We start from the raw sequence: 24,885 nt of genomic DNA, 5'->3' as shown, positions 1-24,885 counted from the left end.
AAAAAACGGCCACCCAATCGGGTGGCCGTGTTGCTTCGTAAGACGGGGTGTTTACCTAAGTCCCTTTCCGCCCCCTCGACCGCCGCCACGACCGTTCCGGTCATCGCCGCCTTCGTCATTGTTGGCGTTGTTGCCCCGGCCCGGGCTGCTGCCTTCGCCGCCATTCCCGCTACCGTTGTTGCCTTTGCTGCCGCCTTTGCCGCCTTTACCTTTACCTTCGCCGCCTTTGCCGCCGCCTTTGCCTTTACCTTCTCCCTTGCCGCCGCCTTTTCCGCCGCCATCACCGGGTTCACCACCGTCTCCGGGTCCACCGCCATCACCGGGTTCACCACCGTCTCCGGGTCCACCGCCATCACCCGGTTCGCCACCATCACCGGGTTCACCACCATCACCGGGTCCGCCGCCATCACCCGGTCCGCCGGCATCACCAGGATCACCACTGTCACCGGGACCGCCACCATCGCTCGGGTCGTCGCCATCTCCGGGTTCACCACCGCCTGGCGATCCTGGACTTCCTGCATCTGCAAACGCTTCACCAATCGGTTCAGATCCCCGGCTTTCACCACGGTTTTCACTTGATCCCGAAAGGCTTGCCGTCGGCAAGTCCGTCAGTAGCGCGGCGAGACCCGGACACTGTGCCCCGGTCACGTCCAACGTTGTCTCGAAATCCGACCGTCTCTGAAGCCTGTCCAGAAAACTCGGCGTCACCTGCACACAATCACATAGGCCCGCATAATCCCCGGCATTCGCCAGGCTGCGGGCTGTTTTTCCAGTACAGGTTTCCGGTGCAGCAGATGCACTGCCAATCATCACCAATCCAAAAACAGGCGCGACAAATACAGCGCCCAGCGTTTGTTTCTTACTCATAACCATATCAGGACCTCCTGGCGAAAAAACACATGACGGCCCCAACATCTTCACTCACAAACAGGCGCGTTTTCGTGAGGGTCGGATTAATTTGTCTTCAGGAACGCAAGCACAGCCCGGATGGGCAGCGTCATCATCAAAAGTGTGGACACCACCCCCGCGTAGCAGTTATTGAACAAGTGTTCATATCTCTGGGAGGAGTTCACCATGCACCTGTCCACCACAGCAGCACTCGTCACCGGCGGCGCTTCCGGTCTCGGCGAAGCCACGGCCCGCTATTTTGCCTCTGAAGGTGCGCAGGTTACCATTCTGGACCGCGACGCGGATCGCGGCGCAAAGGTCGCTGCCGAAATCGGGGGTCACTTCGCGCAGACGGACGTGACTGATGAAGATTCGGTGGCTGCCGCCGTGCGCCATGGCGTGGAGAAGATGGGCAAGATCACTGCTGCCGTAAATTGCGCGGGCATCGCGTATGGCATCAAAACGGTCGGTAAGGATGGTCCCCACCCTTTGGATGCCTTTCAGCGCACCATCGACATCAATCTGGTCGGCACTTTCAACGTGTCTCGTCTTGCCGTCGCCGAGATGGCCAGGAATGACCCCGAGTCCGATGGCGCGCGTGGTGTAATCATCAACACCGCCTCTATCGCCGCCTATGACGGGCAAAAGGGTCAGGCGGCCTACGCAGCGTCCAAAGGCGGTGTCGTCGGCATGACCCTTCCGATGGCCCGTGATCTAGCCTCAACCGGCATTCGCGTCATGACAATTGCACCCGGCATCTTCATGACACCGATGCTGGCTGGCCTGCCCGAAGAGGTACAACAACAGCTCGCTGCTGACGTCCCGAACCCGCCCCGTTTGGGCGACCCGAAGGAATACGGTCGTCTGGCCGGTTTCATTGTCGAGATGGGTTATCTGAATGGTGAGGTCATCCGCGTCGACGGCGCCCTGCGCATGCGCTAAACCTGCCCCATGTCGGAACGTGAAAAAATGCAGTCCGGTCAATGGTATTGCTGTCTGGACCCGGAACTTGATGCCTTACGCGCGCAAGCGAGACACGCCGTTCACGCGCACAACAATTGCCCACCCGACGCACGCGGCGCGATGGCACCAGAGCTACGTGCCTTGCTGGGTCAAGTAGGCGAAGACTGTTTCCTCGAAGCCCCGTTTCATTGCGCCTATGGGATGAACATCCATCTGGGCAACCGGGTCTATTTCAACGCGGGCTGCGTGGTATTGGACACAGCCCCGGTACGGATCGGGGACGACTCAATGTTTGGCCCCCATGTCCAGATCTATTGCGCCCAACACGCCAAGGACCCGGCTGAACGGGCGCAAGGGCTGGAAATCGGCTTGCCGGTTACAATAGGCAAACATGTGTGGGTCGGTGGTGGCGCGATCCTGTTGCCCGGCGTCACTATCGGCGACAATGCCACGATTGGCGCAGGCAGCGTCGTCACCAAAAACGTTCCCGCCGGAGAGACAGTCGCAGGAAACCCTGCCAGAGGTCTGAAGCCTTAAGCGCTTTCAGCCTTTTCTTCGAGCATTAGCCACTCTTCCTCTGCAGCCGAAAGCTTTTCTTGCCGCTCCACCAAAGCGTCGGTGGCCTTCTGGAACTTGACAGGCTCGCGGGTGAACAGTTCGGGATCAGACATCAACTCTTCCAGCTTGGCGATCTCGGCCTCCAGGCGCGCGATCTCGGCGGGCAGTTTTTCCAATCTGTGTTTTTCCGAGAAAGACAGACCCGATTTCGGCTTGGCCTCTTGCTTGACCTTTGGCTTTGAAGCTTTTGCTTTTTCTTCTTTTTTGCCCGTCACATCACCGCGTTGCGCGATGTAATCCGACCACCCACCGGCATAAACCGTGGCGCGCCCATTGCCCTCCATCGCAATGGTCGTCGTGGCCACACGGTCCAGAAAATCCCGGTCGTGGCTGACCAACAGAACCGTGCCGTCGTAATCGTCCAAAAGCTCCTGCAACAAGTCCAGTGTCTCGACATCCAGATCGTTGGTCGGTTCGTCCAGCACCAAAAGGTTCGAGGATTTCGCCATCAGCTTCGCCAGCAATAGCCGTGCTTTTTCGCCACCAGACAGGGACTTAACGGCCGCTCTTGCCTGCCGTTCGTCAAACAGAAATTCCTTGAGATAGCCAACGACGTGCTTGGGCTGTCCGCCCACCATCACCTGATCGGCCTTACCCGACACCCGCATCTCGGGGTCACCGGTCAAACTGTCCCAAAGGGACATCTCGGGATCCAGTTGAGCGCGAGTTTGGTCGAACACAGCGATCTCAAGGTTGGTGCCCAACGAAACCGAACCCTCATCCGGCTCCACCTGTCTCAACAGCATTTTCAGCAGCGTAGTCTTGCCCACCCCATTCGGTCCGACAAACGCCACGCGATCACCGCGCTGCACCAGAAGGTCAAAATTCCGAACAATCTGCTTGTCGTCGAACCCCTTGGCCAAGCCCTTGGCCTCAATGACCTTACGACCCGACTTTGGCCCCGCTTCAAGCGTCATGGCAGCGGAACCCTGACGTTTGATCTGCGCCGCCTTTTCCGCCCGCAACGCTTGCAAGGCCCGTACCCTGCCCTGATTGCGTTTGCGCCGGGCGCTGATGCCCTCGACTGCCCATTTCGCTTCGGATTTGATCAACCGATTCAACTTGTGACGCTGTTGGTCTTCTTCTTCCCAGACCTTGTCCCGCCAGGACTCAAACGCATCAAAACCCTGCTCCTGCCGTCTGACAGCCCCTCGGTCGATCCAAAGCGTCGCCCGCGTCAGTGCCCGCAAAAATGCCCTGTCGTGCGAGATCAATACAAAAGCCGCCCGGGTTGATCCTAGTTCGCGCTCCAGCCACGCGATGGCTTCAATATCCAAATGGTTGGTTGGCTCGTCCAGCAGCATCAGATCGGGGGCTTCAGCCATCAACTTGGCCAATGCTGCCCGTCGCCGTTCCCCACCCGAGGCTGTCTCAACGGGGCGAGAAGGATCGAACTTCAGCCCTTCACCCGCCCGTTCCACCTTGTACAATTCGCCCGGCTCCAACCCACTAGAGGCATAGTCCCCCAGAGTTGCAAACCCCTCCATCGTTGGGTCTTGCTCCATATACCCTACGGATTTCCCCGGCGGTACAACGATCTCGCCCTGATCAGCTTCAACCAGTCCCGCCATCACTTTCATAAGGGTCGATTTGCCCGACCCATTGCGCCCCACCAGTGCCACGCGGTCACCGGGTTGGACAACCAGATCAAGATCGGAAAACACCGGATCGCCCCCGAAGGTCAGGGAAATGCCGGACATCTGCAACAAAGGAATTCTCGCCATGCCCGCCAGCTAAACCGGCAGTCACACTGCGTCAACGCCCCAGCTTCACCTTTTCGAAAATACTCAAACTACCGGGCCACCGCCCGCAGCAGACGTTTCCGCGCTGGGGGAATCGCCCGGATTTCCAACCCGGTAAAAACGTGCAGCGTGTTCATGTCGCGATCCACAACCGCGTGATCACTGACCCAGCCACCCATCATCAGATAGGTCCGCAACAAAGGCGGCATTCGTAACATCGCCTGCTTCAGATCCGGCCTGCGCCGCAAACGCGTGGCAAAGCGAAAAACATCCGGTGCCTTCACCCGCGGCAGCCATCGTTTTGGGGCCAGATGACGGTGTTTGAGCATCGCAAACGCGTCCAGGTACTGTTCGGTCTCGGTACCGGCAAAGGACGAACACCCAAACAACATCTCAACGCCGTTCTGATCCACATAAGCAGTCATCGCACCCCACGCGACGCGCAGAATATCGGGATCACTGCAATCGGGGTGGACACAGAACCGCCCCATCTCGACCATTCTGCCGTTGAAACCCTCAAGCGAGCTTAGGTCGTAGAACTGCGCAGAATAGCTGCGCCCGACTTCTCGACCGTGATCCATACTCATCATACGAAAACAACAGACAAGCCGCGCGTCAGTGCGCATGTCCTCGACCAAAACGTGGCAACACCGCCTGTCGAACGCATCAGTGTCCAGCTGCTGAGTGCCAAAAGCCTGTGTGCGCAATGCCTGTGCGGCACTGATGTCTTCAGCCGACTGCGCCAATCGGGCGCGATAGCGCCCTTTGCTCAACAAAACCGCTGTCGCCACGGTCGCATCCTCCGGGGTTGCCGACCCAATGTTGTCTTCATGACCTCGCTGACACAAGACATGTGACCGTCTTGTGACCAACGCAAGTCAGCAGACCGAATTAGTTGGCACCCGGAATGTTAGCCGGGTTGAAGTTGCCGATATTGCCAAGCAGCTGACGCAGGAAGCCTTTGTCCTGAACGTTGGAATCAGTCACACGGCGTTCCAGGGGAATCACGATCCCGTCTTCCAGGCCAAAACGCTCGATGTTTCTGACCACGCCACGTTGGTCAAAGCTGATGGCAACCAGTTCACGCGATACGACCTCAGGCCGTTTCGGGCCGTAGTGCCGCACCCGCGAGCGGACATAGTAAAAGCCTGAATCCCGCACCACACCCGAAGCGCCCGGAGCACCGATGGCTTCTTCCACGGTGTCGCGCGTATCGACGCCAACCTTGATTTCCGCCAGTTCCTCGGCCGGGGGGACATAGCCGTGATTCTTGAAGATGGGCGTACAGGCCCCGACCGCAGCCAGACAGGCAACAAACACAAGCGATTTTGTCGCTGGTTTCAACCGGTTCATTACCTTCAACATATGCACCCTCTTGCCTTGGCCTCTTGCGGCTTCTATCCGATTACAGAAACCGCTGCCACGGTTCAACACATAGAAAGGCTCACAAATGAGCAACCTTACATCACTTCGGGTGGCCGATCTGCCTCAGAACGCTCCAACACCGTTCGATCTGCGCCCTTCTGCCGCTTCGTTGGACGAGATTCGGCAAGATCTGGGATTGCTGGGTTTGCGCAAGCTCAGCTTTGTCGGAGAGGTCCGAGCGCAGGGCAAGCGCGACTGGGTTCTCAACGGCAAGCTTGGAGCCACTGTCATCCAGCCCTGCGTCGTGACCCTCGACCCTGTCACAACCCGTATTGATGTCCCGGTTCATCGCACCTTTCTGTCCGATTGGACCGATCCTGATGAACCCGAGTTCGAGATCCCCGAAGATGACGAATCCGAACCGCTGGGTCCCGAGATTGATCCGGCACTGGTCATGGTCGAGGCGCTGGCGCTGGCATTGCCGCAATACCCACGCAAGGACGGGGCAGAACTGGGCCAGGTCGACTATACAGAGCCAGGCAAACAGGCCATGACCGACGAAGACGTCAAGCCATTTGCCGGATTGGCGGGTTTGCGCGACGCGCTGAAAAAAGACGAGTGACAGGGGGCTGATTTCCTGTCATAGCAGGCGGCCAGAAAAATCGCTTGAACATGACGAGAATCGCAGTATTTTCGCGCGCTCATCGGATTTTGGGTTGGACATTGCGGGGCTGGTCGCCTAAACGCGCGTCAAACCACGATAAAACGAAATATGAAACCCGGTCGGCGGCGAATCTGCTGACCCTCAGTAGACAAAGGTTGAGACCATGGCCGTCCAACAGAACAAAGTTTCCAAGTCGCGTCGCAACAACCGCCGCGCACACGACGCTCTGGTTGCTGCAAACCCGAACGAATGCCCCAACTGTGGCGAGCTGAAGCGCCCGCATCACGTTTGCGCATCCTGCGGCCACTATGATGATCGTGAAGTCGTCGCACAGGCCGACGAAATCGACCTGGACGAAGACGCAGCCTAAGCCTGATTGAGCGCAGGCCGAGGCATGACTGAACAGCCCACGCACGCCGGACGGATCACCATCTCGGTCGACGCCATGGGTGGGGACGAGGGTCCCGCAGTTGTTGTTGCCGGTCTGGCGAAGTCGGCTGACAAGAACCCGGATATTGGGTTCTTGCTGCACGGTCCCGAGCAGGTCCTGCGAAAGCTAGTCGCAAAACGGCGTGTCCTTGAGGGGCGCGTCGTTTTTCGTGATTGTCCGGACGTCGTCACGATGGAGGACAAGCCAAGTCAGGTTGTGCGCAACGGCAAGCAAACTTCGATGTGGTCCACGCTGGAGGCTGTGCGCCAGGGCGAGGCACATGGTGCGGTGTCTTGTGGAAACACCGGTGCGCTGATGGCGCTGTCGATGATGCGCCTGCGCAAACTGCCGGGCGTGAACCGCCCGGCCATTGCGATTCTGTGGCCTTCGCGCAACCCTCAGGGGTTCAACGTGATGCTCGACGTAGGCGCCGACGTCCGCGCCGACGCCAAGGATTTGCTGCAATTTGCCCTGATGGGCGCTTCATATGCGCGCAATGGCATGGCGCTTGCACGGCCCCGCATTGGGTTGCTGAATGTCGGCACCGAAGAACACAAGGGCCGCGCCGAGCTGAAAGAAGCGCACGCAATGATCACCGAGTTTGCAGAGCAGGCAAATTTCGTATTTGTGGGCTTTGTCGAAGGCAGCGACATTCCGGGCGATAAGGCAGATGTCATTGTCACGGATGGGTTTACCGGCAATGTTGCGATTAAGACCGGTGAGGGTACAGCCAGCCTGATCGGTGACCTGCTGCGCCAGGCGTTCAAGTATTCTCCGCTGTCCCGGCTGGCGTCAATTCTGGCGATCACCTCGCTAAACCGTCTGAAGAAACGGATCGACCCAAGGCGTGTGAACGGCGGCGTCTTTCTTGGGCTGAACGGCACCGTGGTGAAATCTCATGGCGGCGCAGACGCGACCGGCGTGTCGGCTGCAATCAAGCTGGCCTTTACGCTGGCGCAATCGGGCTTTTCCGAAAAATTGGCCGCGCGGGTTGCATCCACAGCCCAGCTTGCACAAGATGCCGCGCAAGCTGCGCCGCAGACCGAAAAATAATCAAAAAGGCAGTACCCCAACATGGCAGGCCGTTCAGTTGTAGTAGGTGTCGGGCATTATTTGCCGGAACGCATTGTTCCTAATTCCGAGTTTGAGAAAACGCTGGACACAACCGACGAGTGGATCCGAACGCGATCGGGTATTGAGCGGCGCCATTTCGCAGCCGAAGGCGAAACGACCTCGGATCTGGCGACAAAAGCTGCCGAGGCGGCCTTGGCAGATGCCGATTTGAGTGCGGATGACATTGACGCCATCGTCGTAGCGACATCGACCGCTGATCTGACCTTCCCGTCTGCGGCAACCATGGTTCAGGCCCGGCTTGGCATGACCAAGGGGTTTGCCTTTGACGTACAAGCCGTATGCGCGGGATTCGTTTTTGCACTTTCCAACGCAAATGCGCTGATTGTTTCGGGTCAGGCCAAGCGCGTGCTGGTTATCGGCGCCGAGACGTTCTCTCGGATCATGGACTGGACGGATCGCTCCACGTGTGTCCTTTTCGGCGATGGAGCCGGAGCGTTGGTGTTGGAAGCTCAGGAAGGCAACGGCACTTCGGATGATCGCGGCATTCTGGCAACCGATCTGAACTCGGACGGTCGCTACAAGGATCTGCTCTATGTCGATGGCGGAGTATCTACTCAATCCACCGGGCATTTGCGTATGCAAGGCAACCAAGTGTTCCGACATGCTGTTGAAAAACTTACAAAAACTGCTGAAACCGCACTCGAGCGCGCGGGTCTGGGCAACTCGGACGTAGACTGGATCGTGCCGCATCAGGCCAATATCCGCATCATTCAGGGCACCGCCAAGAAAATGGGCCTGCCTATGGAGAACGTCGTGGTGACGGTTCAGGATCATGGCAACACCTCGGCCGCATCGATTCCGCTGGCCCTTTCGGTGGGCAAACAGCGTGGGCAGATCAAGCCCGGCGACCTGATCGTGACCGAAGCCATTGGCGGTGGGCTGGCATGGGGCGCGGTTGTTCTGCGCTGGTAACCGGCGCAAACCGGCTTACACAGCCACCCGCAATTCATTGATATTGACAGCGAATTTGCCATACCCATATGCTTTGATATCAACAGGGGAAATGGCATGGGCGATAAAACACTGACTCGAATGGATCTGAGCGAAGCCGTCTTTCGCGAAGTTGGGCTTTCACGAAACGAAAGCGCACAGCTGGTTGAAAGTGTTCTTAACCACATGTCTGACGCTCTGGTGCGCGGTGAGCAAGTCAAGATTTCATCCTTCGGCACGTTCAGTGTACGCGACAAAACCGCCCGTGTTGGTCGCAATCCCAAAACCGGTGAAGAAGTTCCAATTCAGCCGCGCCGTGTGCTGACCTTCCGTCCGTCGCATCTGATGAAAGATCGCGTCGCTGCCGGGAATCGCAAGTAACCCCGAGGTCGCGCGGATATGAGCAAGTCTCCCGACGCGTTTCGCACTATCAGTGAAGTTGCGGATTGGCTTGGCGTACAGGCCCATGTTCTGCGTTTCTGGGAAAGCCGGTTCACGCAGGTGAAACCCGTCAAACGGGCGGGTGGACGCCGGTATTACCGCCCCAATGACATGCGGCTTCTGGGCGGGATCAAAAAACTGCTCCACGAAGACGGAATCACGATCAAAGGCGTGCAGCGTATCCTGCGCGAGCAAGGCGTGGCGCATGTTGCGTCGCTGTCTCCGTCGCTAGAGGAACATTCCCCTGCCCCGGCTGAGCCCGTGGAAGACACCGTGGTGCCGTTTGAGCCAAAAACTGCGCCAGTCACGGAACAGATCCACATGGATTTGGGCGAACCATCCGAGCCGTTGGTGAAAGAGGATGCTCAGATCAACGACGCGCCAACCGCTAACGCAAAACCAGTCGCAGAGCCTGAGCTTGATGCCGCCCCTTTGATGGGGGGAATCACCTCATTGGCGTGGAACCGAGCAGAGTTTGACGACGATCTGCTGCGCCGCATCGCTCCGATTGCAAAAGACCTGCGCCACTGGCTGGATCGTGTCGAGACACAGGCGACGGGTTAGGAAAAAAGGCATTGTTTTCCTCTTGCCCCTGCCGGGAAAATCTTTATGAACACCCCAACGTCGGGCTATGGCGCAGCCTGGTAGCGCGTCCGTCTGGGGGACGGAAGGTCGCAGGTTCGAGTCCTGCTAGCCCGACCAAATCACACCGACGTTTATGGCACACAGGCCAGATCCCGCTCTGGCACCAGAGGGGATCAAGATGACAGGTGTATGTCCAAACCAGCAGATCGAAGCGATGATCACGCGTGGCGAGATCAGCGCCAGCCCGGACGTTCTGCCTGCACAGATTCAACCGGCCAGCCTTGATTTACGTTTAGGAACAGTTGCTTACCGCGTCCGCGCCTCGTTCCTTGCGGGTGAAGGCCGTAGTGTCACGGATCGATTGACCGAGTTCGAGATGCACCGTATCGACATCACCGACGGGGCGGTTCTGGAAAAAGGCTGCGTTTATCTGGTGCCGCTGATGGAATCGCTCGCCCTGCCCGACGACATGAGCGCTGTCGCCAATGCCAAAAGCTCGACCGGGCGGCTGGACCTTCTGACCCGGACCATCACCGATGGTGGCACCGAATTTGACAGGGTTCCCGCAGGTTACTCGGGTCCGCTTTATGCGGAAATCTGCCCGCGCTCGTTCTCGGTACTGGTGCGCCCCGGAATGCGCCTCAACCAGATTCGCTTCCGTCAGGGTCAGGCGGTTCTTTCAGACGATGAACTGAAGTCTCTGCACGCCGAGTCTCCATTGGTTGACGGACCTGCTGTTATTCAGGACGGTCTCGGCTTCTCGGTCGATCTGCAACTGCCTGACACTGATCTGGTCGGCTACCGCGCCAAGCCCCACACCGGGGTGATTGATCTGGATCGTATCGGCGAATACGACCCGCAGGATTATTGGGAGGAAGTGCGTACCAAGGACGGTTGTATCATCCTTGATCCCGGCGCGTTCTATATCCTTGTCAGCCGCGAAGCAGTGCATATTCCGCCGATGTACGCCGCTGAAATGGCCCCCTATCTGGCAATGGTTGGTGAATTCCGGGTGCACTACGCCGGTTTCTTTGACCCCGGCTTCGGTCACGCCGCTGCGGGTGGAGCTGGATCGCGCGGTGTTTTAGAGGTTCGCTGCCACGAAGCACCTTTTGTGCTAGAGCACGGGCAAGTTGTCGGGCGTCTGGTCTATGAGAAAATGGCCGACATGCCGACGCAATTGTACGGCGCGGGCATTGCATCAAACTATCAGGGTCAGGGCCTGAAATTGTCCAAGCACTTCAAGGCGGTTGGGTAAGCTCTAGAATTTCATGAACCGGCGCATCTGCCGGCTCATCTTTTCTGCCTGCCGTAGCTTTTGGGCATGATCAGATGAATTGGCGTGCTTTGGCCCCTTCGATGAACCGTCGCCCTTGCCCATGCGACTGGCCGTATCAATGCCCTTGTTCACGCCTTTGTTCACCAGTCGCCGCATGACCTGACGCACGATCATATCAATGATCCGATTTGCATTCATTGCTCAACTCCCTGTCCTCGCGGCTTAAGATAGGCGTTTTATGCGGCAACAAAAGGGCTGCGTAGTCACTCTTCCTCGAACAGCTCGGTCTGATCTTCGTCGGCCTCATCCTCGCGCCCTTCACCCAGCGGAATGGCACCCGGTGGAGGCCGGTTTTCAAGAAGACCCGCCGCCCGAAGTTCTTTCAGGCCCGGCAGGTCACGCGCGTTTTCCAGTCCAAAGTGATCCAGGAATTCTGGCGTTACCACAAAGGTCACAGGACGGCCCGGCGTCATACGGCGACGGCCCAGTTTGATCCACTCCATCTCCAAGAGCTGATCAATGGTTCCGCGCGAAACAGAAACGCCACGGATTTCCTCAATCTCGGCCCGTGTACAGGGCTGATGATAAGCCACTATGGCCAGAGTTTCGATCGCGGCGCGGCTGAGTTTGCGGGTTTCGACCGTTTCCTTCTGCATCAGAAAACCCAAATCAGGCGCCGTGCGGATGGCCCAAGCCTCACCGACACGCACAATACGCACGCCACGGCCCTCATAACGTTTCTGAAGTAATTCAACCGCTTGCGCCGCGTCGCTGCCATGGGGCATCCGGGCTTCCAGATCTGCGATTGTCACCGGTTCAGAACTAGCGAAAAGAACAGCCTCGACCATGCGTTCCTGTTCCGCCAGCGGAGGTGCTTCGAACAGTGTACCGGTTTCTTCAGGGGCGTCAGTCACGTGTCTCGGTCCTCTTTCGCAGATGGATCGGAGCGAATGTCTCGCTCTGTTTCATCTCCATATGTCCTTCTTTCACCAGCTCTAACGAGGCCGCAAAAGTTGCCGCCGTCGCAGACCTGCGGCGCACCGGGTCGGCGTCCCAGCCCTCCGGCAGGTACGTCTCCATGTCGGTCCACGCTCCGGCAAAGCCAATCAACGGGCGCATCCTTTCCAGTGCCTGTTCCATCGTGAAGACCGAGTCGCGATCCATCACAAAGGGGCGGAATTCATCCCGCGTACGGATACGTGCATAGCCCTGCATCAGATCCAGCAGCGTGGCGGAATAGGTCACGGTGCGGATACGGGTGATATCTTCGCCCTGCCCGCGCTTGAAGAAATCGCGGCCCAACTGATCGCGCGCCATCAATCGCGCTGCAGCGTCGCGCATGGCCTGAAGGCGTTCTAGCTGAAACGCCAGATGCGCGGCCAGTTCCTCGCCCGATGGCCCCTCGTCATCGGGGTCCGGAGGTAACAGCAACCGGGATTTGAGAAAGGCCAGCCACGCGGCCATAACCAGATAGTCAGCAGCCAGTTCGATCCGCAGCGCACGGGCCTTTTCAACGAAAGCCAGGTATTGCTGCGCCAGTGCCAGAACCGAGATTTTCCTCAGATCCACCTTTTGCGTCCGCGACAGGGTCAGCAGCACATCCAGAGGGCCTTCGAATCCATCGACGTCAACGATCAGTGCTTCGGCCGCAAGACGATCCGCGACCGAGACAGGGTCTTCGCTAAAGAGGTTATCGTTCATATACCTGCCCGCCCATTAGGGCAGATAGTTCCGCTTCGACGGCAGGGATGTCAAGTTGCTGCGGAGGTTTGCGCATCGCCAGCGCCCGTTCTGCGCGGGCTTGTGCCTGATCGGTCATCTCTCCGGCACTTTCCATCACTGCGGCACGGTCTGCAAAACTGCCATTACAGTGTAGAACAACATCACATCCCGCCTGAATGGCCTGACGGGACACTTCAGCCGGAGTGCCGCTCAGCGCTTTCATCCCGATATCGTCGGTCATGATCAGCCCACCAAAGCCGATCTTTTCGCGGATCACACCCATCATGGTGGCTGAAATTGTGGCCGGTTGGGGATCTATCTGATCGTAGACCAGATGCGCGGTCATCCCCATCGGCAAATCGTTCAGTGCACGAAACGGCGCGAAATCGCTGCTGTCCAATTCGTCCAATGACAGATCGACATGCGGCAAGTCGTAGTGGCTGTCCAGCGTGGAGCGGCCATGTCCGGGCATGTGTTTGATCACAGGCAGAACGCCCCCGTCCAAGTGCCCTTTTGCAACGGCTCGACCAACCTTGGAAATCTGTTCAGGATCAGAAGCATAGCAGCGATTCTTGAGAAATGCGTGCGTATCAGACCGCGCCACATCGACCATGGGAGCGCAGTTGCTGTCGATCCCCAGGCTGAACAGTTCGTCCGCAATCAGGCGATAGCGCAGATACATCGCCCGCTCGGCCTGATCGCCTGCACGCGTAACGTGATCCAGCGGTGGTAGCCATTCGCGGGCCAAAGGTGCGCGCAAGCGCTGCACGCGCCCGCCTTCCTGATCAATGGTGATCGGGCAATTGCGCCCGACCGCCTCGCGGAAGTCGTCGCACAGGGCGCGGACCTGATCGGCGTTTTCGATGTTGCGGGCAAACAGGATGAACCCGAACGGGTTCATCTGGCGGAACAGGTCTCTTTCCTCCTGCGTCAGACGCAGTCCTTCGGCATCGGTGATCGTTGCGCCAAATTTCACCGCACGGCCACCGGAATACAATCAGCCCCTTGCGCCACCAGCGCGGCACAGAACTGGCGCGAGTCGCTCAGGTCTTCAAATCCCAGAACGCGCAGGCGGTAAAAGGTTCGACCGCCGCTTGAGGTTTTCTGGATAACGCGCTGTTTACCGTCCATGTATTCACCGAACCGACCGCTCAGGCGATCCCATTCAGCCTGCGCCACCTGAGTGCTGTCATAGGCCCCAAGCTGCGCCAGACGCGTGCCTTTGGCCAGCGTGTCGGGATCGACATCCAGCCCAGCCGCAGCCTTCACGGCAGCATTGATCGCACCCTCAGACGCCTCACTGGGTGAGATCTGACTGCGCGCAGGGCGTTTGACCGGGCGCAATGACCTGCGGACCCCCGGCAACTCGGCAATGGCCGGATCTGGCAAGGCCGCAGCAAAATCGGCGGGATCAATAGCCGGTTCTTCCTCGGGCGTGGCCAGCGACGCCACTTGTGTCCCGTCTTCAAATTCCTGCTGGGTCTTGGCCGCCTCACCCGCCAGTTCAGCCACCAGCGCGTCCACCGCGCTTTGGCGCAGACGCGCAGCTTCCTGGGTGGTGATCGGCTCTTCGACAACATGCAGTGCCGGGGTCGGCTTCAGGTCGCCGCCGGGCAGGTCTTCGTCCGTCAAAGATACTGGTCGTGGCGCAAGGATCAGCCGATCTGCGGGGGCTGCAGCGGTACCTTCAGCGGCAACGGCATTGACGGCCAGCCCCTGGTGATCCGCAGGGGTTCCACCCGGATTTTCCGGTTGGATGCGCATCGGGCCTTCGGCCGCACGCACCACGGGCACGCCGCTCACATCCCGCATGACCAGTTGATAGCCCCATACGCCAACACCCGCGACCAACGCCAAGGACGCGACGGCGCCAAGAACATTTACGATCCGGCCCAGCCCATACGTGCCGCGCGGTGCGTCATAATCTTGCATATCATCGGGGTAATCATACGCATCCTCAGAATACGCTTGATTCGGGTAATGCATCTGCTCGGGGCTTTGCTGCCCCGAGTAATCGTAACTCGCCATGTCCGCCTCACTGCCCGTTTCGCGCCTGAAAATAAGGCGCGCGGGTCATTTCTTGCCTACCTCGTACCGGCGGTTCGGGCGATATTTGTTACCGCATCTCCTGCGCCGGAGTAACGCCAAGAATACCCAAGCCCGCTGAAATCACAACAGAAACGGCACGGGCCAATGCGATTTTCGACTGGCTTGTGGCAACATCGCCATCCTGTATGAAACGCAACTGGGTTTCGTCATTGCCCTTGTTCCACAGCGCATGGAAGTCGCCCGCGAGTTCATAGAGATAGAAGGCAACACGGTGCGGTTCATTGGTGCGCGCAGCAATTTCCACCAGACGCGGCCATTCGGCCAGCTTCTTGGCCACAGTCAGTTCTGAGGCGTGATCATTCTTGCTCAGATCAGCACCGGAGAGGGTCGCGTCATCTGCGGCAATCCCGGCTTCAGCAGCACGGCGCAGAACGCTCATCACACGGGCATGAGCGTATTGCACATAGAACACGGGGTTTTCCCGGCTCTGTTCCAACACCTTGTCAAAATCGAAATCCAAGGGCGCGTCGTTCTTGCGGGTCAGCATCACGAAACGGGTCACGTCCGGCCCCACCTGATCGACCACATCGCGCAAGGTGACAAAGTTCCCCGCCCGTTTGGACATTTTGAATGGCTCACCATTCTTCCACAGCTTCACCAACTGCGTCAGCTTGATATCCAGTGGCACTTTGCCGTCGGACAGTGCCGATACAGCCGCCTTCATCCGTTTGACATAACCGCCATGGTCGGCACCGAACACGTCGATCAGCGCGTCAAAGCCACGGCTGACCTTGTCATAGTGATAGGCGATATCCGGGGCGAAATAGGTCCAGCTGCCATCCGATTTCTTGACCGGACGGTCCACGTCATCACCATGCTCGGTCGACTTGAACAGGGTCTGCTCGCGCGGCTCCCAATCCTCGGGCTTCTTGCCCTTCGGCGGCTCAAGGACGCCTTCGTAGATCAAACCTTTGTCGGTCAGCGACTGAAGTGCCGCCTCGATCCGCCCTGTGCCATAGAGCGATTTTTCCGAGAAGAACACATCCATCTCGACGCCCAACGCCTTCAGGTCAGCGCGGATCAGGTCCATCATCGCGTCCGTGGCGAAGTTGCGCAGATCCTCCAGCCATTCGCTTTCCGGCTTGTCGATCAGGCTGTCGCCGTATTTCTCTTTCAGCGCCTCACCGATTGGGATCAAGTAGTCACCGGGATACAGACCCTCGGCAATCTCGGGGCTCAGACCATTGGCCTCGCGATACCGCTCATAGGCGGACCGCGCCAGCACATCCACCTGTGCGCCGCCGTCGTTGATATAGTACTCGCGGGTCACATCATGGCCGGAATAGGCCAGCAGGCTTGCCAAAGCATCTCCGAAAACGGCCCCCCGCGTATGGCCCACATGCAACGGGCCGGTGGGGTTGGCCGAGACGTATTCCACGTTGACCTTCTGTCCCTGCCCCATGGATGAGCGGCCATAGTCGGTACCTTTTTCCAACACCGCGGCTAGCACACCCTGCCAAACTGAAGCTGCGAGCCGGAGGTTGAGGAATCCGGGACCAGCCACTTCGGCGCTGGTGATCCGGTCATCCGCTGCTAGCTTCCCAGCCAGCACATCAGCGATATCCCGAGGCTTCATCTTGGCCGGTTTCGCAAGCACCATCGCAGCGTTGGTCGCCATGTCACCATGCGCGGAATCACGCGGGGGTTCGACCGCCACGTTGTCAAAGCTCAACCCCTCGGGCAAAGCGCCTTCGGACTGCATCTGCGTCAGTGCGTCCAGTACCAGGCCGCGGATCTCGGAAAACAAGTTCATTTCGGATGTCCTTTTGCTTGCCGGGCGGTTTAACACGCAAAGCGGCAAGGTCAATGGACGCCTAATGTTTAAGCTTGGTTTGAGCGCAAACCTCGCTACTCTCGGCCTGATCACAACGACCGGAGACACACATGCGCCGTGCCTTGCCTTTTGCCCTGCTTCTGACGACAGTTATTCCGGCTCTGGCCGATCTGCCACAGCCGCAAGGCCATGTGTTGCTGACGCTGGGCGGCGCTGTCAGCGAAACAAACCTGCCAGCGCGCGGTGAGAATGACGGCGGCTTGCTAGGATACCTCGAAGTCACACATGACGGCGCTGCCGGATTTGATGCGGCCATGCTGGATGCGCTGCAACAGGTTGAAATCACCATCCCCTATGGCTCTCCGGGCAATCAACGAGATTATACGTTCTCGGGCCCCCTTCTTTCAGAAGTCATGATCATGGCTGGTGCCGAAGGTAAATCAGCGCTGCCCATGGCTTTGGACGGGTATCAGGCCGAAATCGCGTGGGACAGCATCACCACCCATAAACCAATCATCGCCACGCACGCCGATGGTTCACCCATGGGGATCGGAGGGTACGGCCCCACGATGATCGTATTCCCGCCAACAGACGACGCTGACCAATCGGCGGAACAAGCGGGGCAGCAAGTCTGGGCCATAGCTTACATCGCTGTAGAGTGATCAGCCCGTCAGCCGGGCGTGATCCTGCAGAGCAAACCGGTCGGTCATACCCGCAATGTAGTCCGAAACAATACGCGCCAAGGCGGTCTCATCCTTGGCAGCTTCAATGTCATTGTGCCAGCGCGCAGGCATCTGTTTCGGATCATTCAGATAAATGGGGAACAGGTCCTCAACAATCGTTGCGACTTCGGCCCGGACCTTCATGACACTTGGGGCACGATACATCCGGGTAAACAGAAACGCCCTGATTTCGCGAAGTTGCGCCCAGACCCCGTGTGAAAACTGTATGACGGGATAGCCCAGATGGCGGATATCCTCGACAGACTGCGCCCCCGAGTTTTCAATCAGGTCACGGGACGTGTTGATAACGTCAGACACCATAACGCCAAACACCCGCCGCAGCGCTTCGTGACGCCGCCGATACGGGTCAAGGTTTGGATATTTTGCGTCTACTTCCGCGTAACACTGCCCAACAATGGGCATGTCGCGCAGATCATCGTCTTTGAACAAGCCTGCCCGCAACCCATCCAGCAGGTCGTGATTGTTGTAAGCGATGTCGTCAGACAGCGCCGCCACCTGCGCCTCGGCGCTGGCATGGGTGTGGAGTTCAAGATCGAATCCCTCATTGCACTCGGCCAGCGCCCAGGGCAGTTCTCCGACTACCGGGCCGTTATGTTTGGCGATCCCTTCCAGACATTCCCATGTCAGGTTGCAGCCGTCGAACTCGGCGTAGTGGCGCTCTAACCGCGTCACAATCCGAATGGCCTGAGCGTTGTGGTCAAAGCCACCATAGCGCTCCATCAAGGCATGTAAGGCGTCTTCACCAGTATGACCAAACGGCGTGTGCCCCAGATCATGGGCCAAAGCCACAGCCTCGGTGAGTTCTGGGTTCAGACCCAACGCCCCGGCGATGGTCCGCGCCACCTGCGCCACTTCTATGGAATGGGTCAGGCGCGTGCGATAGCTGTCGCCCTCATGCTCGACAAAGACCTGTGTCTTGTGCTTGAGCCGCCGAAATGCGCTGGCATGAATGATCCTGTCCCGATCGCGTTGAAAGCATGACCGGAAGCTGCTCTCTTCCTCAGGTACCAGCCGCCCTCTTGCGCGGTCCGGGTCCGAGGCAAAACTCGCTCTGACCAAAGGTCTAGTCCTTGTCGCCTGTCCTCGAGTTCCATATATTGTAGGATGCTGAGGAAATAAACCTTTGGAGAGCGGCATGAATCTGCCCCCTACAGTCACTGATCGCGCTTTTGAACGTCTGGCCGAAATTGGCGCGGCGGATCAGGGCCAGGCTCTGCGTGTTGCAGTGGAAGGCGGCGGTTGCTCGGGCTTTCAGTACGAAATCGCGCTGGACACCCCTAAAGAGGATGACCTGATCCTTGAAGGCAATGGTCAGAAAGTCATCGTTGATGCGATCTCGCTGCCTTTCCTGGAAAATGCGGTCATCGACTTCACTCAAGAGCTGATCGGCGCGCGTTTTGTGATCGACAATCCCAACGCAACCTCTTCCTGTGGATGCGGCACATCTTTTTCGATGTAAGCGCCGCGGGGGCTTTGCCCCCACACCCCCAAGGTATTTTTAGCCAGATGAAGCAGGGATCCGCTCTCTGACCCAACGATCAGAGAGCTTCACCTGGCGCGGTCATTGGCGCCTCCGCCTGTACCGCCTCAAAACCATCGAGTGAATGGGTTAAGGATCCGTTTCTTCATCTGGCCAAATTACCTCGGAGCGCGAGGCAGAGCCTCGCAAACCCCACCGCCACCTTGCCGCTGGGTTCATTCTGAGCGATAGGTTGCCAAAGGCTTCGGAGGATCGCGCATGAAAATCGCCACATTCAACATCAACGGCATCAAAGCGCGGGCCGAAGCCCTTCCCCGTTGGCTGGACGACGGGCAACCTGACGTCGTTCTTTTGCAAGAAATCAAATCCATCGACGAGAACTTCCCCCGCGAAATGTTTGAAGAGCGTGGATATAACGTGGAAACCCACGGGCAAAAGAGTTTCAATGGCGTGGCCATCCTGTCGAAACTGCCATTGGAAGATGTCTCGCGCGGTCTGCCGGGTGACGAAGAAGACGAGCAAGCTCGCTGGATCGAAGCCACGGTTATCGGAAAAAAAGCGCTGCGGCTCTGCGGCCTGTACCTGCCCAATGGCAATCCCGTGCCTGGCCCGAAATACGACTATAAGCTGTCGTGGATGGAACGACTGTATCAACGCGCGCGTGACCTGCTGGACAGTGAAGAGCCAGCCCTGATGGCGGGTGACTACAATATCATCCCGCAGGCCGAAGATGCCAAACGTCCTGAGGCATGGCGGGAGGACGCCCTTTTCCGGCCCGAAAGCCGCGCGGCGTTTCGCAAGATCCTGAACCTTGGGTTTACCGAGGCATTCCGGGCCACGACCCAAGGCCCCGGGCATTATTCGTTCTGGGATTATCAGGCCGGTGCCTGGAACCGAAATGACGGCATTCGGATCGACCATTTCCTCTTGACCCCTCAGGCTGCGGATCTGATGCGCGATTGCCGGATCGACTTTGAAATCCGTGGACATGAAAAGCCTTCGGATCACGTGCCGGTCTGGGTTGATTTGGACCTGTAGTCCCTCAGGCCGTCGGATCGTAGCTGTAAATCCACTCGTATCGTTGCGCGAGCCTTGGACCAAGCGCCATCAAAGCGGCCTGTGCAGCTAGGCGCATTGGGCCCCTGAGATGAAAGTTCCGCGCGTTTGATCCCGCTGCAGCAACGACTTTTCGCGCGCGTGCTTTGCGCGCACTTTCGTATGCAGCCAACGCCTGTGCGACACCCGACTGCGCCTCGAAGGCGCGTGCAAGACACCATGCATCCTCCAGTGCCAAGCAAGCTCCTTGCGCCATGAAGGGCAGCGTCGGGTGCGCCGCATCCCCCAGCAGGGCAAGGCGACCGTTTTGCCATTTCTCGGCAACCGGGCGCAGGAACAAAGCCCAAATGTTGACATTCTGGACTTGCGCCAAAATATCGCCCACTTCCCCGCTAAAGTCCGCGAAGCGTGCACGCAGATCAACTGGATCGCCCTCCAGACGCCAGCCTTCCTCATGCCAGTCTGACCGTTCTTCGATCGCTACGATGTTCATCTGGCTTTGGTCGCGCAAAGGATACGTCACCACGTGACGTCCGGGGCCCATTGTCAGCGCTGCGCGCGGCATCTGCTCGGGACGGTTCCATGGAATCGTGGCCCGCCATGCGACTTGATGGGTGAAGGCTGGTGTTTCGGGCCCGTTGAGGATCGGCCGGATCGCGCTGCGTCCACCGTCTGCCGCAATGGCACATTCGGCCCGCAGCCTTTCGCCGCCTTCCAGAACGATCTCGGCCTCTCCGGGGTGTTTGCGCACTTCCGTAACGCGTGATCCTAGACGCAGTTCCACTCCGGCGCGCAACGCGGCCGTGTGCAGTAAATCAAGCAGGTCAGCGCGGTGGTAGTAATATGTTGATCCTGCGGCGGGACTGGGTACGCGGCTGATCACCCGCCCTTTCCGATAATCACGCAGAACTGTGCCAAACGATTTTTGCCCTAAAGCAGGCCTGCCCTCTGCAACGCCAAGAGCCCTCAGCACAGCCGTGCCATTGGCGCTGATTTGCAGACCTGCTCCGACTTCGGTCAGTTCGGCAGCCTGTTCAAGCACAGTGACCTGTGCGCCCCTGACTTGCAGTGCTAGCGCGGTGGCCAGACCTCCGATGCCGCCACCAATCACGCAGAATTTCAAACCATGGATATTCATGCCCCCGCCTTAACGCAAAAACGCCGGAGCCACAGGCCCCGGCGCTTAAGTTTTTAACCCCAAACCGGCGATCAATCGTCGCGGTGGACCTTTTCGCGGCGCTCGTGACGTTCTTGTGCCTCAAGCGTCATGGTGGCAATGGGACGCGCGTCCAGACGTTTCAGCGAGATCGGGTCGCCGGTCTTTTCGCAATACCCGTATTCCCCTTCGTCGATCCGGCGCAGGGCCGAGTCGATCTTGGCGACCAGCTTACGCTGACGATCCCGTGTACGCAGTTCCAGCGCACGGTCGGTTTCCTCGCTGGCGCGATCTGCGACGTCCGGAATGTTACGGGTGTTGTCCTGCAGCCCTTCAATCGTGTCGCGACTGCCTGCCAATAGTTCTGTCTTCCAATCCAGCAGCTTGCGCCGAAAATACTCAAGCTGACGATCATTCATGAAAGGTTCATCTTCGGCCGGACGGTAGTCCTCCGGCAGAAAAACTTCCTGCTTCATATTTGCTCCCTCGGTATGGCCAGAAACGTCGGTCGCGGTTGTTTCACCTGACATTTGGCTCTCCCTTCTGCGCAGCGTTTAGCCGACGGGCCGTGGAATGTCACTACACAAACGTTGCATCCACATTCGCCCACGCGGATTTGTCTAAATATGAGACAAACATCAAGAAAACCTTGTTTTTCTATGAAATTCAGCAGGCTTTTTTGGGGCGGCTAACTTAACGCCTTAACGTCGACTGCACGCGAATCAAGCAAAAGGGCTTGGAGATGCAGTAAAAATCCCGTTGTTCGACGCAGGGACGCGGGTTGTCAAAAACCTTGCCGCTCTGTAACCCGGAAAACACAGTTTGCCCGACCACGTCGCACAACCACATGAGAGGCCCATGACAGCACGTTTTCAAGGTACAGCCGAATATGTCGCCACAGACGATCTGACCATTGCCGTGAACGCAGCCGTCACACTCGAACGCCCTCTGCTGGTCAAAGGGGAACCCGGCACTGGCAAGACTGAGTTGGCCAAACAGGTGGCCGGCGCGTTGGGCGTACGGATGATCGAGTGGAACGTGAAATCCACCACCCGCGCGCAGCAGGGGCTGTATGAATATGATGCTGTCAGCCGCCTGCGCGACAGTCAGTTGGGCGAAGAGCGCGTGCATGACGTGTCGAACTATATCCGCAAGGGTAAGTTATGGCAGGCATTCGACGCCGATGAAAAGGTTGTTCTGCTGATCGATGAGATCGACAAGGCGGATATCGAATTTCCCAACGATCTTTTGCAGGAACTCGATAAGATGGAGTTCCATGTCTATGAGACCGGAGAAACAATCCGGGCCAAGAACCGCCCCATCGTCATCATCACTTCAAACAATGAAAAAGAGCTGCCCGACGCCTTTCTGCGCCGTTGCTTCTTTCACTATATCCGCTTCCCCGATGAGGCCACGATGCGCCGTATCGTCGAAGTTCACCACCCCGGCATCAAAGACGCGCTTTTGACCACGGCGCTCACCCAGTTCTATGAAATCCGTGAGACACAGGGTTTGAAGAAAAAACCTTCAACCTCAGAAGTTCTGGACTGGCTGAAGCTGTTGCTGGCCGAAGACCTGAGCGCCGAAGACCTCAAGCGCGACGGGGCCAGCGCCCTGCCCAAATTGCACGGAGCGTTGCTTAAAAATGAGCAGGATGTGCATTTGTTCGAACGCCTGGCCTTCATGGCACGCGGCAAACGGTAGCTGAAACCTGAACATTTGGTGATCTTGGCTTGCGTTGCTGCACCCCGGCTGTCAGCATCGCGAAAGTGACAGGCTCAACCTCACAGAATTGGATAGATCGCTTGGCGAACACATTGAAAATCCGCCCACTTCAAGCCGAAGACAAGGATCAGTGGGCTGTCATGTGGCGGGACTATCTAGCGTTCTATGAAACCACGCTGCCCGCAGAGGTGTACGAGACGACATTCTCAAGACTGTTGGGTGATGATCCGCAGGATTTTTCATGTTTTGTCGCCGAGCAGGATGGCAATCTGGTCGGGTTGACGCATTACCTGTTTCACAGCCACGCATGGAAAGTGGAAAAGGTCTGCTATCTTCAAGACCTGTTCGCCCGCCCCGAAGCCCGTGGAACAGGCGCGGGCCGTGCGTTGATCCAGGCGGTGTATGACGAGGCTGACCGGCAAGGTGCCCCGTCTGTCTATTGGCTGACACAGGAGTTCAACAAAACCGCGCGCCAGCTCTATGACCGCATCGGAACGGTCACGCCATTTATCAAGTATTCCCGCACATGATGCGTTGGTCCGCTCTTGTTCTGGCGTTGTTTGCGGCGGGCTGTACAACTGTAGAAACCATTCAAACGGTTCCGGTGTCAGACGAGGTTCGCTCGGTTGAGGCGACATTGCCTCCGACCAAGACCTTTGGTGCTCCGCGGCCCTGGCCACCTGCCCGATCCAACAAGAACATCGCCGAAGACTTTGTGGCATTGCATTTCGCGTTAGAAAGCGGGGCCGCGCTGCCCGTGTTCACCCGGTTTGAAACACCGGTCACAGTAAGGCTGACAGGTTCACCCACCGCCAGCATGCAACAGGATCTGACACGACTGCTGAACCGCCTGAAACGCGAAGCCGGGATCAATATCCGGCAGATCCGTGAGGGTCAGGCCAATATCACGATCGAGGCAGTCAGCCAGGAAGACATCCTGCGCATTCTGCCCAATGCAGCCTGTTTCGTGGTTCCAAACGCCTCAAGCCTGGACGAATACCGCCGTGACCGCCGCAAGGCGAAAAGCAGTTGGACCGAACTGCGCCAACGCGAACGGCTTGGCATTTTCATCCCTTATGATGTCAGCCCACAAGAAATACGGGACTGCCTGCATGAAGAGCTGGCCCAGGCCCTTGGGCCGTTGAATGACCTCTATCACCTGCCGGATTCTGTGTTCAACGACGACAACATCCACACCGTTCTGACCGGGTTTGACATGTTGATCCTGCGTGCCGCTTATGCGCCCGAACTGCGCACGGGCATGAGCCGCGAAGAAGTTACCGCCGTGATCCCCGGGGTACTGAGCCGCCTGAACCCGCGCGGCAATCGGCTGGCTGCGCAACCTGCAACCGAAACTCCACGTGAATGGATCGACGCCATCCAGAAATCGCTGGGGCCTGGGCCCGGTTCGCCCCGGCAAATGCGGGCAGCCAGAAAAGCAGCAAGCATCGGTCAACGACTGGGATGGACGGACCACCGCCGCGCTTACCCCCACTACCTGATGGGTCGGATGGAGCAGTTCCGAAATCCGAACGAAGCGCTGCGCCAGTTCCAGATTGCTCAGCAGTTTCTGAAGGCAACGCCTGGAACCGAAGTTCACCAGGCCTATGTGACCACTCAGACCGCTGCATTTGCTTTGGCTCAAAACCAGGGGCCCCGCGTCTTGCCTGAACTGAACAACGCCATTTACGTGATGACCCGCGCCGAAAACGCCTCGATTTTAGCTACGTTGCTTCTGTTGAAGTCCGAAGCTTTGAAACAGTCCGGACAGCTTCAACAGGCCCGTTCGGTCAGGCTGGACAGCATTGGTTGGGCGCGATACGGGTTCGGCTCGGAACTGGTGGCCCAATCTTTGATTGAAAGTGCAGGCCAGCGGAGTTCCAGCAGCACGACAGACGGGTGAAACGCATATGGTGGTAGTTTTGGGAATGGCGATCCTGGGGGCAATCCTGGGCGCTTTGACCGCGAAGAGACGCAATGGCAACGGGGCCGACATGGCGCAATATGCGGCAGGCTACGGGATCGCGTTTGCGCTGGTCGGGTTAATAATATCGCTCGTTCTGGTCCGCTTGGTGGTATAG

The 24,885-nt window shown here is 58.2% G+C and carries 29 protein-coding genes and 1 tRNA gene; 17 read left to right on the top strand and 13 right to left on the bottom strand.

What is annotated here, in order from left to right; genetic code table 11:
- Positions 1 to 51 precede the first annotated feature (51 nt).
- Positions 52 to 867, bottom strand: coding sequence for a hypothetical protein (locus ACR3EH_RS17185; protein ID WP_171183565.1), 816 nt, complete (start codon positions 865 to 867; stop codon positions 52 to 54).
- Positions 868 to 1,074: 207 nt separating this feature from the next.
- Here ACR3EH_RS17185 and ACR3EH_RS17180 point away from each other — a divergent pair, with 207 nt between their 5' ends.
- Both ACR3EH_RS17180 and ACR3EH_RS17175 read left to right on the top strand, forming a co-directional pair.
- Positions 1,075 to 1,830 carry a 3-hydroxyacyl-CoA dehydrogenase gene (locus ACR3EH_RS17180; protein WP_171183567.1) on the top strand — a complete coding sequence of 252 codons (756 nt, stop codon included), beginning with the start codon at positions 1,075 to 1,077 and terminating at the stop codon, positions 1,828 to 1,830.
- Between the two features lie 9 nt (positions 1,831 to 1,839).
- Positions 1,840 to 2,388: a sugar O-acetyltransferase gene (locus tag ACR3EH_RS17175; protein WP_171183569.1), complete on the top strand. Its 549-nt coding sequence runs from the start codon at positions 1,840 to 1,842 to the stop codon at positions 2,386 to 2,388.
- On the opposite strand, the gene ACR3EH_RS17170 is transcribed toward ACR3EH_RS17175, so the two are convergent.
- From ACR3EH_RS17170 to ACR3EH_RS17160, 3 genes are all read right to left on the bottom strand, one after another.
- A complete protein-coding gene (locus ACR3EH_RS17170; RefSeq protein WP_253762151.1) occupies positions 2,385 to 4,193 on the bottom strand; it encodes an ABC-F family ATP-binding cassette domain-containing protein in 1,809 nt (602 codons plus the stop codon). The genes ACR3EH_RS17175 and ACR3EH_RS17170 overlap by 4 nt on opposite strands.
- Before the next feature lie 68 nt (positions 4,194 to 4,261).
- Positions 4,262 to 5,002, bottom strand: coding sequence for a GNAT family N-acetyltransferase (locus ACR3EH_RS17165; protein ID WP_171183571.1), 741 nt, complete (start codon positions 5,000 to 5,002; stop codon positions 4,262 to 4,264).
- A gap of 100 nt (positions 5,003 to 5,102) precedes the next feature.
- Positions 5,103 to 5,576 carry an outer membrane protein assembly factor BamE gene (locus ACR3EH_RS17160; protein WP_171090530.1) on the bottom strand — a complete coding sequence of 158 codons (474 nt, stop codon included), beginning with the start codon at positions 5,574 to 5,576 and terminating at the stop codon, positions 5,103 to 5,105.
- An 85-nt stretch (positions 5,577 to 5,661) separates the two neighbouring features.
- On the opposite strand from ACR3EH_RS17160, the gene ACR3EH_RS17155 reads away from it, so the two are divergent.
- From ACR3EH_RS17155 to ACR3EH_RS17120, 8 genes are all read left to right on the top strand, one after another.
- Positions 5,662 to 6,198 carry a YceD family protein gene (locus ACR3EH_RS17155; RefSeq protein WP_171183573.1) on the top strand — a complete coding sequence of 179 codons (537 nt, stop codon included), beginning with the start codon at positions 5,662 to 5,664 and terminating at the stop codon, positions 6,196 to 6,198.
- Between the two features lie 205 nt (positions 6,199 to 6,403).
- Positions 6,404 to 6,610 (top strand): 50S ribosomal protein L32, encoded by a 207-nt coding sequence (rpmF, locus tag ACR3EH_RS17150; protein ID WP_008756996.1) that lies wholly within the window; start codon positions 6,404 to 6,406, stop codon positions 6,608 to 6,610.
- 24 nt (positions 6,611 to 6,634) lie between these two features.
- Positions 6,635 to 7,723, top strand: a complete 1,089-nt coding sequence (gene plsX, locus ACR3EH_RS17145) for a phosphate acyltransferase PlsX (RefSeq protein ID WP_171676330.1) — start codon at positions 6,635 to 6,637, stop codon at positions 7,721 to 7,723.
- Positions 7,724 to 7,744: 21 nt separating this feature from the next.
- Positions 7,745 to 8,716: a beta-ketoacyl-ACP synthase III gene (locus ACR3EH_RS17140; protein ID WP_171183575.1), complete on the top strand. Its 972-nt coding sequence runs from the start codon at positions 7,745 to 7,747 to the stop codon at positions 8,714 to 8,716.
- Between the two features lie 96 nt (positions 8,717 to 8,812).
- A complete protein-coding gene (gene ihfA, locus ACR3EH_RS17135; RefSeq protein WP_152458234.1) occupies positions 8,813 to 9,115 on the top strand; it encodes an integration host factor subunit alpha in 303 nt (100 codons plus the stop codon).
- An 18-nt stretch (positions 9,116 to 9,133) separates the two neighbouring features.
- Positions 9,134 to 9,739 carry a MerR family transcriptional regulator gene (locus tag ACR3EH_RS17130; RefSeq protein ID WP_171183577.1) on the top strand — a complete coding sequence of 202 codons (606 nt, stop codon included), beginning with the start codon at positions 9,134 to 9,136 and terminating at the stop codon, positions 9,737 to 9,739.
- A 61-nt stretch (positions 9,740 to 9,800) separates the two neighbouring features.
- A tRNA-Pro gene (locus tag ACR3EH_RS17125) sits at positions 9,801 to 9,877 on the top strand.
- A gap of 61 nt (positions 9,878 to 9,938) precedes the next feature.
- Complete coding sequence (locus ACR3EH_RS17120) at positions 9,939 to 11,018, top strand: 2'-deoxycytidine 5'-triphosphate deaminase (protein WP_171183578.1); 1,080 nt, start codon at positions 9,939 to 9,941, stop codon at positions 11,016 to 11,018.
- 3 nt (positions 11,019 to 11,021) lie between these two features.
- Here ACR3EH_RS17120 and ACR3EH_RS17115 read toward each other — a convergent pair whose 3' ends face one another.
- From ACR3EH_RS17115 to argS, 6 genes are all read right to left on the bottom strand, one after another.
- On the bottom strand, positions 11,022 to 11,237 hold the full coding sequence (locus ACR3EH_RS17115) for a hypothetical protein (RefSeq protein ID WP_171183580.1): 216 nt from the start codon (positions 11,235 to 11,237) through the stop codon (positions 11,022 to 11,024).
- Positions 11,238 to 11,302: 65 nt separating this feature from the next.
- A complete protein-coding gene (scpB, locus tag ACR3EH_RS17110) occupies positions 11,303 to 11,953 on the bottom strand; it encodes an SMC-Scp complex subunit ScpB (protein ID WP_171183582.1) in 651 nt (216 codons plus the stop codon).
- Positions 11,946 to 12,740 carry a segregation and condensation protein A gene (locus tag ACR3EH_RS17105; protein ID WP_171179786.1) on the bottom strand — a complete coding sequence of 265 codons (795 nt, stop codon included), beginning with the start codon at positions 12,738 to 12,740 and terminating at the stop codon, positions 11,946 to 11,948. Before ACR3EH_RS17105 ends, scpB begins: the two co-directional genes overlap by 8 nt.
- The gene (gene nagZ / locus ACR3EH_RS17100) at positions 12,730 to 13,737 is read right to left on the bottom strand and encodes a beta-N-acetylhexosaminidase (protein WP_171183584.1); all 1,008 of its coding nucleotides are present in this window, start codon (positions 13,735 to 13,737) and stop codon (positions 12,730 to 12,732) included. Before nagZ ends, ACR3EH_RS17105 begins: the two co-directional genes overlap by 11 nt.
- The gene (locus ACR3EH_RS17095) at positions 13,734 to 14,789 is read right to left on the bottom strand and encodes an SPOR domain-containing protein (RefSeq protein ID WP_171183587.1); all 1,056 of its coding nucleotides are present in this window, start codon (positions 14,787 to 14,789) and stop codon (positions 13,734 to 13,736) included. The genes nagZ and ACR3EH_RS17095 overlap by 4 nt, the downstream gene beginning before the upstream one ends.
- A gap of 88 nt (positions 14,790 to 14,877) precedes the next feature.
- The gene (gene argS, locus ACR3EH_RS17090) at positions 14,878 to 16,623 is read right to left on the bottom strand and encodes an arginine--tRNA ligase (RefSeq protein ID WP_171183589.1); all 1,746 of its coding nucleotides are present in this window, start codon (positions 16,621 to 16,623) and stop codon (positions 14,878 to 14,880) included.
- Positions 16,624 to 16,754: 131 nt separating this feature from the next.
- On the opposite strand from argS, the gene ACR3EH_RS17085 reads away from it, so the two are divergent.
- Positions 16,755 to 17,306, top strand: a complete 552-nt coding sequence (locus tag ACR3EH_RS17085) for a putative pterin-binding protein (protein WP_171183591.1) — start codon at positions 16,755 to 16,757, stop codon at positions 17,304 to 17,306.
- Here the strand turns inward: ACR3EH_RS17085 and ACR3EH_RS17080 are convergent, their stop codons facing one another.
- Complete coding sequence (locus tag ACR3EH_RS17080; protein WP_216601670.1) at positions 17,307 to 18,446, bottom strand: deoxyguanosinetriphosphate triphosphohydrolase; 1,140 nt, start codon at positions 18,444 to 18,446, stop codon at positions 17,307 to 17,309.
- Between the two features lie 76 nt (positions 18,447 to 18,522).
- Between ACR3EH_RS17080 and ACR3EH_RS17075 the strand changes: the two genes are divergently transcribed.
- Both ACR3EH_RS17075 and xth read left to right on the top strand, forming a co-directional pair.
- Positions 18,523 to 18,846 (top strand): HesB/IscA family protein, encoded by a 324-nt coding sequence (locus tag ACR3EH_RS17075; RefSeq protein ID WP_171183595.1) that lies wholly within the window; start codon positions 18,523 to 18,525, stop codon positions 18,844 to 18,846.
- Between the two features lie 279 nt (positions 18,847 to 19,125).
- Complete coding sequence (gene xth / locus ACR3EH_RS17070) at positions 19,126 to 19,905, top strand: exodeoxyribonuclease III (RefSeq protein WP_171183597.1); 780 nt, start codon at positions 19,126 to 19,128, stop codon at positions 19,903 to 19,905.
- Positions 19,906 to 19,909: 4 nt separating this feature from the next.
- Here the strand turns inward: xth and ACR3EH_RS17065 are convergent, their stop codons facing one another.
- The gene (locus ACR3EH_RS17065; protein WP_171183599.1) at positions 19,910 to 21,061 is read right to left on the bottom strand and encodes an FAD-dependent monooxygenase; all 1,152 of its coding nucleotides are present in this window, start codon (positions 21,059 to 21,061) and stop codon (positions 19,910 to 19,912) included.
- Between the two features lie 71 nt (positions 21,062 to 21,132).
- Positions 21,133 to 21,555: an RNA polymerase-binding protein DksA gene (gene dksA, locus ACR3EH_RS17060; RefSeq protein WP_170354457.1), complete on the bottom strand. Its 423-nt coding sequence runs from the start codon at positions 21,553 to 21,555 to the stop codon at positions 21,133 to 21,135.
- A gap of 382 nt (positions 21,556 to 21,937) precedes the next feature.
- On the opposite strand from dksA, the gene ACR3EH_RS17055 reads away from it, so the two are divergent.
- From ACR3EH_RS17055 to ACR3EH_RS17040, 4 genes are all read left to right on the top strand, one after another.
- Positions 21,938 to 22,783, top strand: coding sequence for an AAA family ATPase (locus tag ACR3EH_RS17055; RefSeq protein ID WP_171090569.1), 846 nt, complete (start codon positions 21,938 to 21,940; stop codon positions 22,781 to 22,783).
- A 101-nt stretch (positions 22,784 to 22,884) separates the two neighbouring features.
- On the top strand, positions 22,885 to 23,334 hold the full coding sequence (locus ACR3EH_RS17050; RefSeq protein WP_371810739.1) for a GNAT family N-acetyltransferase: 450 nt from the start codon (positions 22,885 to 22,887) through the stop codon (positions 23,332 to 23,334).
- Complete coding sequence (locus ACR3EH_RS17045) at positions 23,331 to 24,707, top strand: DUF2927 domain-containing protein (protein WP_171676332.1); 1,377 nt, start codon at positions 23,331 to 23,333, stop codon at positions 24,705 to 24,707. Before ACR3EH_RS17050 ends, ACR3EH_RS17045 begins: the two co-directional genes overlap by 4 nt.
- 7 nt (positions 24,708 to 24,714) lie before the next feature.
- Positions 24,715 to 24,885, top strand: a complete 171-nt coding sequence (locus ACR3EH_RS17040; RefSeq protein ID WP_171183603.1) for a hypothetical protein — start codon at positions 24,715 to 24,717, stop codon at positions 24,883 to 24,885.

Source organism: Ruegeria sp. BG7, assembly GCF_056535685.1.
Note: the sequence above shows the minus strand (reverse complement) of the source record. Positions and strands in the feature narration are given on the sequence as shown.

Excerpts from the sequence above, each read along its gene's own strand:
- ACR3EH_RS17185 (WP_171183565.1), bottom strand. The coding sequence starts at position 867 with ATGAGTAAGAAACAAACGCTGGGCGCTGTATTTGTCGCGCCTGTTTTT.
- ACR3EH_RS17180 (WP_171183567.1), top strand. The coding sequence starts at position 1,075 with ATGCACCTGTCCACCACAGCAGCACTCGTCACCGGCGGCGCTTCCGGT.
- ACR3EH_RS17175 (WP_171183569.1), top strand. The coding sequence starts at position 1,840 with ATGTCGGAACGTGAAAAAATGCAGTCCGGTCAATGGTATTGCTGTCTG.
- ACR3EH_RS17170 (WP_253762151.1), bottom strand. The coding sequence starts at position 4,193 with ATGGCGAGAATTCCTTTGTTGCAGATGTCCGGCATTTCCCTGACCTTC.
- ACR3EH_RS17160 (WP_171090530.1), bottom strand. The coding sequence starts at position 5,576 with ATGTTGAAGGTAATGAACCGGTTGAAACCAGCGACAAAATCGCTTGTG.
- ACR3EH_RS17155 (WP_171183573.1), top strand. The coding sequence starts at position 5,662 with ATGAGCAACCTTACATCACTTCGGGTGGCCGATCTGCCTCAGAACGCT.
- rpmF (WP_008756996.1), top strand. The coding sequence starts at position 6,404 with ATGGCCGTCCAACAGAACAAAGTTTCCAAGTCGCGTCGCAACAACCGC.
- plsX (WP_171676330.1), top strand. The coding sequence starts at position 6,635 with ATGACTGAACAGCCCACGCACGCCGGACGGATCACCATCTCGGTCGAC.
- ACR3EH_RS17140 (WP_171183575.1), top strand. The coding sequence starts at position 7,745 with ATGGCAGGCCGTTCAGTTGTAGTAGGTGTCGGGCATTATTTGCCGGAA.
- ihfA (WP_152458234.1), top strand. The coding sequence starts at position 8,813 with ATGGGCGATAAAACACTGACTCGAATGGATCTGAGCGAAGCCGTCTTT.
- ACR3EH_RS17130 (WP_171183577.1), top strand. The coding sequence starts at position 9,134 with ATGAGCAAGTCTCCCGACGCGTTTCGCACTATCAGTGAAGTTGCGGAT.
- ACR3EH_RS17120 (WP_171183578.1), top strand. The coding sequence starts at position 9,939 with ATGACAGGTGTATGTCCAAACCAGCAGATCGAAGCGATGATCACGCGT.
- ACR3EH_RS17115 (WP_171183580.1), bottom strand. The coding sequence starts at position 11,237 with ATGAATGCAAATCGGATCATTGATATGATCGTGCGTCAGGTCATGCGG.
- ACR3EH_RS17105 (WP_171179786.1), bottom strand. The coding sequence starts at position 12,740 with ATGAACGATAACCTCTTTAGCGAAGACCCTGTCTCGGTCGCGGATCGT.
- ACR3EH_RS17095 (WP_171183587.1), bottom strand. The coding sequence starts at position 14,789 with ATGGCGAGTTACGATTACTCGGGGCAGCAAAGCCCCGAGCAGATGCAT.
- argS (WP_171183589.1), bottom strand. The coding sequence starts at position 16,623 with ATGAACTTGTTTTCCGAGATCCGCGGCCTGGTACTGGACGCACTGACG.
- ACR3EH_RS17085 (WP_171183591.1), top strand. The coding sequence starts at position 16,755 with ATGCGCCGTGCCTTGCCTTTTGCCCTGCTTCTGACGACAGTTATTCCG.
- ACR3EH_RS17075 (WP_171183595.1), top strand. The coding sequence starts at position 18,523 with ATGAATCTGCCCCCTACAGTCACTGATCGCGCTTTTGAACGTCTGGCC.
- xth (WP_171183597.1), top strand. The coding sequence starts at position 19,126 with ATGAAAATCGCCACATTCAACATCAACGGCATCAAAGCGCGGGCCGAA.
- ACR3EH_RS17065 (WP_171183599.1), bottom strand. The coding sequence starts at position 21,061 with ATGAATATCCATGGTTTGAAATTCTGCGTGATTGGTGGCGGCATCGGA.
- dksA (WP_170354457.1), bottom strand. The coding sequence starts at position 21,555 with ATGAAGCAGGAAGTTTTTCTGCCGGAGGACTACCGTCCGGCCGAAGAT.
- ACR3EH_RS17055 (WP_171090569.1), top strand. The coding sequence starts at position 21,938 with ATGACAGCACGTTTTCAAGGTACAGCCGAATATGTCGCCACAGACGAT.
- ACR3EH_RS17045 (WP_171676332.1), top strand. The coding sequence starts at position 23,331 with ATGATGCGTTGGTCCGCTCTTGTTCTGGCGTTGTTTGCGGCGGGCTGT.
- ACR3EH_RS17040 (WP_171183603.1), top strand. The coding sequence starts at position 24,715 with ATGGTGGTAGTTTTGGGAATGGCGATCCTGGGGGCAATCCTGGGCGCT.